Here is a 6,616-nt window from a genome sequence, read left to right on the forward strand (position 1 = left end):
CGAAAAAGGGTAATGGAACGATCATATCCGGGGCAATTACGGTATGCTGTAACCAAACAACAAAAAGACGAATCGCTAACAGGCCGTTAAGAAATATTTTTGAGGCAACCGATACCAGGTAAAAACAGGCAAGAAAGCGCAGTTTATGCGTAAAATGAGCATGTTGAAGCTGTTCTTAACTCCGTAGCGGTAACGCAGATAATTTTTCAACGGCTTTGATTGATGGCAGAGCGTATTACAACACAGCAAAAAGGAATCAATCAGAAACCCCCGACTCATATTGTTATCTGAAAAGATGAGAAATTGAATCTGAAAAGTTAAATTTCACTATCAGGAGGTATCAAAATGAAATTTCATTACCCAGTGTTGTCTTTATTGTTGCTAACTATTGCGACCAATGGCACGGAAATTAATGCTGACTCAACACCCCCGGGAAATTTAGCAGCTTCCACAGTAGGTCAACAGTTGAATGATCCGATTCCAGCGCCGATTCAAAAAGGCTCGATTCGACTGCGATTGAAACAGATAGCCAGCGGTCTGACTGCGCCCAATTGGGCGGTTTCCATACCCAGTGATCCTGACCATTTATACACTGGTGATCAAAACGGAAAATTGTGGCGCATCAACTTAGTGAGTGGCAATAAAGAAGTTTTCCTGGACCTCTCCGATCGGTTAGTGCCGTTGGGAGCTTTCGGCAGTGATTCGTTTGATGAGCGAGGATTTCTCGGGTTTGCTTTTCATCCTCAGTACGTTGAAAACGGTCTGCTGTATACCTATACCTCAGAGCCTGCGGAAGACAGCAGTGATTTTTCCACCATCCCGGCGGGCGCCAGCCCCAATCACCGTTCGGTCATCAGAGAATGGCGGTTAGCTTCCACCAGTTCTCCAGCAACGGTAGTAGAAGTCCGCGTATTAATGACTGTGGATCAACCGCAATTCAATCACAATGGCGGAGCGCTTAATTTTGGCCCGGACAACCTATTGTATATCGCATTCGGCGATGGCGGCGGTGCCGATGACCGCGATGGCCAGGATTTTATTGGTGGTCCGATCATCGGTCATGGTACCGATGGCAACGGTCAGAATCTCCGCAATCCCCTCGGCAGTTTGTTACGAATTGATCCGACAGGAAATAATGCCGGCAATGGAAAATACGGTATCCCGAGTGACAATCCTTTTATTAGCTCGGATACAGCACTTCACGAAATTTATGCGTACGGTCTGCGCAATCCATTCCGCTTCTCCTTTGATTCCAAAACAGGTGCGCTTGTACTCGCTGATGTCGGGCAAAACGATATTGAAGAAGTTAATCTGATTCAAGCAGGTGGCAATTACGGCTGGGGATTGAAAGAAGGCAGTTTTCGCTTTGAACCCAACGGCAACGATCCAGGGTTTGTCACCGATGGCATGGTTGATGGCAATTTCATCGATCCGGTCGTGCAATATGATCACGATGAAGGCACTGCCATCATCGGTGGATTTATTTATCGTGGCAATGCCATCCCTGCCTTGCAGGAAAAATATCTATTTGGAGATGTCGCCAAGACTGGTAAAGGCGATGGCCGATTATTTTATTCGGATGGCAGCAAAATCCTGGAATTGGATCTGACCGTGCAGGATCAACCTGGCTTCTGGGTATTGGGTTTCGGGCAGGATGGCGATGGCGAACTCTATGTGCTCGGCAACACAACGGGCACTCCTTTCGGAACAACCGGTGCAGTATACAAACTGGTTTCCAATGCCAGTTTTGATTCTACTATCCTCGAAATACCCGCAGTCAATGTTGTATTCGATAACGGCGATAGCAGTATTTACCGCGCCCGCCTGCAGGCCGTTCCAGATAGTGAGCCACTGCGGCTTGAAGTAGTCCAGGCAGAAAAGTTAGCGGATCAGTTTGGTGACGATAATGCCAACTTCAATCAAGCTACGGGCAAACTCACTCTACCATTTACCAATGTCTCTGATGCCAACGGCCAGGTATTCACCTATACCGCTGAATTGCAACAGGTATCCGATTTGCCGACTTTAACGTTTGAATTAAAACAAGCAACGCTGGTGAAATAAAATTATCCATCAAATTCTCAATGCAACTGTACTCATGTGACAGTTATTAATCCGCTCGCTTCTGGTTTTTTCTTGCCAGAAGCGGCGAACAGTATGCTGCTCCCCTAAAAGCTGAAGATCTCAGCAAGCAAGCAATTTCTTGACACAATTGCTCAAAGTCATGTAAGTTTCGTCCTCACTTTTCAGGTGCCTTCAAGTTTCTTCTTGAAGGTTAAACGGGAAGCTGGTGCGTTCTGATTGAATTCAGGCAATGCCAGCACTGCCCCCGCAACGGTAAATGAGTAAACGATCTGCATCATGCCACTGTGTCACAACACGGGAAGGCGCAAATCTGGAATTTATTCCGCTCATGAGTCCGGAGACCGGCCCGAAGTGAATACTACTAAGGTATTGCGGAGGGCAATCAGTGGCATTTTGACCGGCTTTTATTTTCCAGGCTGGTCCGTTTGTCCATTCTTGAATTTCCCTTCTGCATTCCTTAATTATTGAATTTATCAACGCGCGGGTGTGCGCGAAGGAATCAGATCATGCAAAAATGCCGTTTCCCGGCACTGGCTGTGCTATGGCTTGGCACAACCACAACTGTATTCGCAGCCAATGCGGATCATCAAGAGAAACCTGTGATTGTCACGGCAACACGCACGGCACAAACTGCCGAATCTTCGCTGGCCTCGGTAACAGTCATTACGCGCAAGGATATCGAGCGCCAGCAGGCCCGCTCGATTCAGGATTTGTTGCTCGGCGTACCCGGGGTGAGCATCGCCAACAGTGGCGGAGCAGGCAAAAATACAGCGGTTTTCATGCGCGGCACCGAATCCTCCCATGTTCTGGTAATGATTGATAACATCAAGGTCGGTTCGGCCACATCGGGCACGACAGCGTTTGAAAACATTCCCATTGATCAGATAGATCGCATCGAAATCGTGCGCGGCCCCCGCTCCAGTTTATATGGCTCGGAAGCGATTGGTGGTGTCATCCATATTTTTACGCGCAAAGGTGACACCAGCGGAGGGCTCAAGCCGAGTTTTAATTTTGGCGGCGGCAGCTTCGGCACGTTGGAAGGTTCCGTGGGTCTGTCACGCGGATGGAAGCAAGGCTGGCTCAATATGACGGCCAGCGGTATCGGTACGAGGGGATTCAATGCCTGTACTGGTTCTGACACTGCGGGTTGCTTTACCAATGAGCCTGACCGGGATGGTTATCGCAATGTGGCGGGCAGCATGCGCGCGGGCTACCGGTTTCAGAATGGATTGGAAATCGATGGTAATTTCATGCAATCCTCCGGAAAAACCGAGTTCGATGGCAGTTTTACCAATAAAGCCGTTCTGATGCAACAAGTCATCGGCGGCACCGCACGATATTCCCCTACGGATTTCTGGCGCATCAATCTGATTGGCGGCCGCAGCCGGGAAGACTCGGACAATTTTCTCGGCACTGCTTTCTTTAGCCGGTTTAATACCGCCCGCGATACCATTTCCGTACTGAATGATTTCACCCTGAAGCCCAATCATTTATTGACCATCGGCATGGATTATCAGAAAGATCATGTTAAAACGACCGAGGCTTTTACGGTACATTCGCGCACCAACTGGGGCGTTTTTGCCCAACATCAGGCAACGCTCGCCAAACATGATATTCAGCTATCCGTACGGCATGATGACAACCAGCAATTTGGCAGCCGGGTGACAGGCGGCGTTGGCTGGGGTTATCCGATCACTGAAAATATCCGCCTGCTGGCCAGTTTCGGCACCGCTTTTAAAGCCCCCACATTCAATGACTTGTATTTCCCCAGTTCTTCCTTCTTTAGCGGCAACCCCAATTTGCGTCCGGAAGATTCGCTCAGTTATGAATTCGGCACACGCGGCAAGGCGGATTGGGGTAATTGGTCGTTAAATGTTTATGAAACCCGTATTGATGACCTGATTGCCTTTGATGCCAACGCCAAACCACCCGGCCCCTTCGTCAGAAATATTGACCAGGCGCGCATCCGCGGATTTGAAGGTATGCTCAGTACACAAATCAAAGGTTGGCAACTCAACGGCAATTTGACACTTCTTGACCCTGAAAATCGTTCATCCGGACCAAATCGAGGTAATATACTGGCGCGGCGTGCTGAACAATCGTTTCGGCTGGATGCCAATCGTCAATTCGGTCAACATTATATGCTCGGTGTCATGTTGCTAGTGGAAGGCGAACGTTTTGATGATCTGGCCAATACGCGCAAGCTGGACAGTTACGTCAAATTTGATTTACGCGCCGAATATATTTTGAACAAGCATTGGCGCCTGCAGGGACGCATCGAAAATTTATTTAATGAACGCTATGAAACAGCTGCATTCTTCAATCAACCAGGGCGGAATTTCATTGCCATGGTACGTTATCAACCCTAACAAGGAGTTCACACTATGTTGATTTTATCCACTCGCAATCAGATGGCGATTGCATTACTGCTGGTATTATTGATGGTTCTCACCCGCAGTCATCACTTTGCATCCGTGCATAATCTGGCAGATGCTTCCTGGGCAATTTTCTTTCTGGTTGGCATCTATTTACGTTCAGCATGGCCATTGTTAGGTTTCTTTGCATTGAGCTGGTGGCTGGATTTTGCAGCCTACACTTGGGGTGGCGTCAGTGATTACTGCTTGACACCGGCTTATGTGTTCCTGTTACCGGCTTATGCTTCCTTATGGCTGGCTGGCCGCTGGTATGCCAAGCAATACCAATTCACCTGGCGCACTGCAATACCACTTTCTCTCAGCATCATGGCAGGCTTAACACTGTGCGAATTATTCTCCAGCGGGGGATTTTATTTCTTCTCCGGTCGTATTGCAGAAACAACCTTGAGCGAATTCGGCGAACAACTGATCAAATACTTCCCGCTGTATATCGAAACCTTCGTATTTTATATCGGTATTGCCATCGTGATCCATGCGCTATTTGCATTGATTATTCAGCAGTTTAATTCACGCAACACCACAACGGGATAACAACATGGTTGATTCCGAGCGCGCACAGCGCCATCGCACTCGCATGCAACGCAAAAAAGAAGTGGTGGACGCTGCTATTGCGCAAGCTGATCGTGAACAGGGTTTAATATTGGTTCACACCGGCAATGGCAAGGGCAAATCCAGCTCGGCATTTGGCATGATTGCACGGGCACTGGGCCATGGCATGCACGTAGGCGTCGCACAATTTATCAAAGGCCGTTCGGATACCGGCGAAGAAGCTTTTTTCCGTAAGCAGGAAAATGTAATCTGGCACGTTCTGGGTGAAGGTTTCACCTGGGACACCCAGAATCTGGAACGCGACACGGAAACAGCCCAGCGCGGCTGGGCGATTGTGCAGGAAATGCTGCGCGACCCGTCACTTCATCTGATCGTACTCGATGAACTGACCTATCCGCTCAAGTTCGGCTGGCTGGATTTAACCGCAGTGTTGAGTGATCTCAAGAACCGCCCGCCCATGCAGCATGTCGTGATTACCGGACGCGGCGCACCCGATGCGCTTTGTGAAGCCGCAGATACCGTCACTGAAATGACCGACATCAAGCACGCCTTTCGCGCCGGTATCCAGGCACAGAAAGGCATCGACCTGTAACACCATGAGCAATCACCATCGCTTCAGTGATACAGAACGCGCTACCATTTACCGTGTCATCGCCGAGCGCCGTGACATGCGCCACTTTCTTCCTGATCCGGTTGATCCCATCGTGCTGCGACGCCTGCTCACCGCCGCACACCAGGCTCCCAGTGTCGGTTTGATGCAACCATGGCGATTCATCCGCATCACCGATACGCAGTTGCGTAGCACCATCGCATCCTTGGTGGAAGCAGAACGGCACCGCACTGCCGCTGCACTGGCGGAGCGAGCGGATGAATTCATGCGCCTGAAAGTCGATGGCATCCTGGAATGTGGCGAACTATTGGTAGCCGCATTAACCGATCAGCGTGAGCAACACATCTTTGGCCGCCGCACGCTGCCTGAAATGGATCTGGCTTCAGTCGCTTGTGCCATTCAGAATCTTTGGTTAACCGCACGCGCTGAGGGACTGGGCATGGGCTGGGTGTCATTGTTTGATCCTGCGCAACTGGCGCAATTGCTCAATATGCCCATAGGCAGCAAGCCGGTTGCCATTTTGTGTCTGGGTCATGTCGAGGCCTTCTATCCTGCGCCGATGTTAAAACTGCAAGGCTGGGCGGAAGAGCGGCCCCTGCAGGAATTAATATTTCACAATCACTGGAATAACACAATTTCTCCGGAATGAGCATTATCCTGACTCGTGCATTGGTCCAAATCCAGCGCAGATCTTCCAGCTGTTGACAGAACATATGCGATGAACACTCAGACACTGATGATTCAAGGCACCACTTCGGATGCCGGCAAAAGTATGCTGGTCACCGCATTATGCCGCTGGCTGGCACGTCAGGGTATTCATGTGGCGCCATTCAAGCCGCAAAATATGGCACTAAACAGCGTCGTCAGTGCCAATGGCGGAGAAATCGGCCGTGCGCAAGCGGTGCAGGCATTGGCTGCCGGGCTGGCACCTCACACG

5 protein-coding genes, 1 pseudogene and 1 riboswitch are annotated in these 6,616 nt (G+C 49.9%); all 6 genes and pseudogenes read left to right on the plus strand.

What is annotated here, in order from left to right:
* Positions 1-345 precede the first annotated feature (345 nt).
* On the plus strand, positions 346-2,064 hold the full coding sequence (locus Q0K92_RS09260) for a PQQ-dependent sugar dehydrogenase (RefSeq protein ID WP_297325521.1): 1,719 nt from the start codon (positions 346-348) through the stop codon (positions 2,062-2,064).
* Between the two features lie 167 nt (positions 2,065-2,231).
* Positions 2,232-2,450, plus strand: a riboswitch (cobalamin riboswitch).
* Between the two features lie 141 nt (positions 2,451-2,591).
* Complete coding sequence (btuB, locus tag Q0K92_RS09265) at positions 2,592-4,454, plus strand: TonB-dependent vitamin B12 receptor (RefSeq protein ID WP_297325522.1); 1,863 nt, start codon at positions 2,592-2,594, stop codon at positions 4,452-4,454.
* Between the two features lie 15 nt (positions 4,455-4,469).
* On the plus strand, positions 4,470-5,051 hold the full coding sequence (locus Q0K92_RS09270) for a hypothetical protein (RefSeq protein WP_297325523.1): 582 nt from the start codon (positions 4,470-4,472) through the stop codon (positions 5,049-5,051).
* A gap of 4 nt (positions 5,052-5,055) precedes the next feature.
* Positions 5,056-5,661, plus strand: coding sequence for a cob(I)yrinic acid a,c-diamide adenosyltransferase (gene cobO, locus Q0K92_RS09275; protein WP_297325524.1), 606 nt, complete (start codon positions 5,056-5,058; stop codon positions 5,659-5,661).
* Between the two features lie 4 nt (positions 5,662-5,665).
* Positions 5,666-6,328 carry a 5,6-dimethylbenzimidazole synthase gene (gene bluB, locus Q0K92_RS09280; protein WP_297325525.1) on the plus strand — a complete coding sequence of 221 codons (663 nt, stop codon included), beginning with the start codon at positions 5,666-5,668 and terminating at the stop codon, positions 6,326-6,328.
* 69 nt (positions 6,329-6,397) lie between these two features.
* Positions 6,398-6,616 (plus strand): annotated as a pseudogene (locus Q0K92_RS09285) (cobyric acid synthase CobQ); the annotation flags it as partial.

The sequence above is a fragment of the Nitrosomonas sp. genome, from assembly GCF_024282095.1.
Taxonomy (GTDB): Bacteria; Pseudomonadota; Gammaproteobacteria; order Burkholderiales; family Nitrosomonadaceae; genus Nitrosomonas.

What these genes read in the sequence shown, in the direction of transcription:
- Q0K92_RS09260 (WP_297325521.1), top strand. Translation starts at nt 346, where the DNA reads ATGAAATTTCATTACCCAGTGTTGTCTTTATTGTTGCTAACTATTGCG.
- btuB (WP_297325522.1), top strand. Translation starts at nt 2,592, where the DNA reads ATGCAAAAATGCCGTTTCCCGGCACTGGCTGTGCTATGGCTTGGCACA.
- Q0K92_RS09270 (WP_297325523.1), top strand. Translation starts at nt 4,470, where the DNA reads ATGTTGATTTTATCCACTCGCAATCAGATGGCGATTGCATTACTGCTG.
- cobO (WP_297325524.1), top strand. Translation starts at nt 5,056, where the DNA reads ATGGTTGATTCCGAGCGCGCACAGCGCCATCGCACTCGCATGCAACGC.
- bluB (WP_297325525.1), top strand. Translation starts at nt 5,666, where the DNA reads ATGAGCAATCACCATCGCTTCAGTGATACAGAACGCGCTACCATTTAC.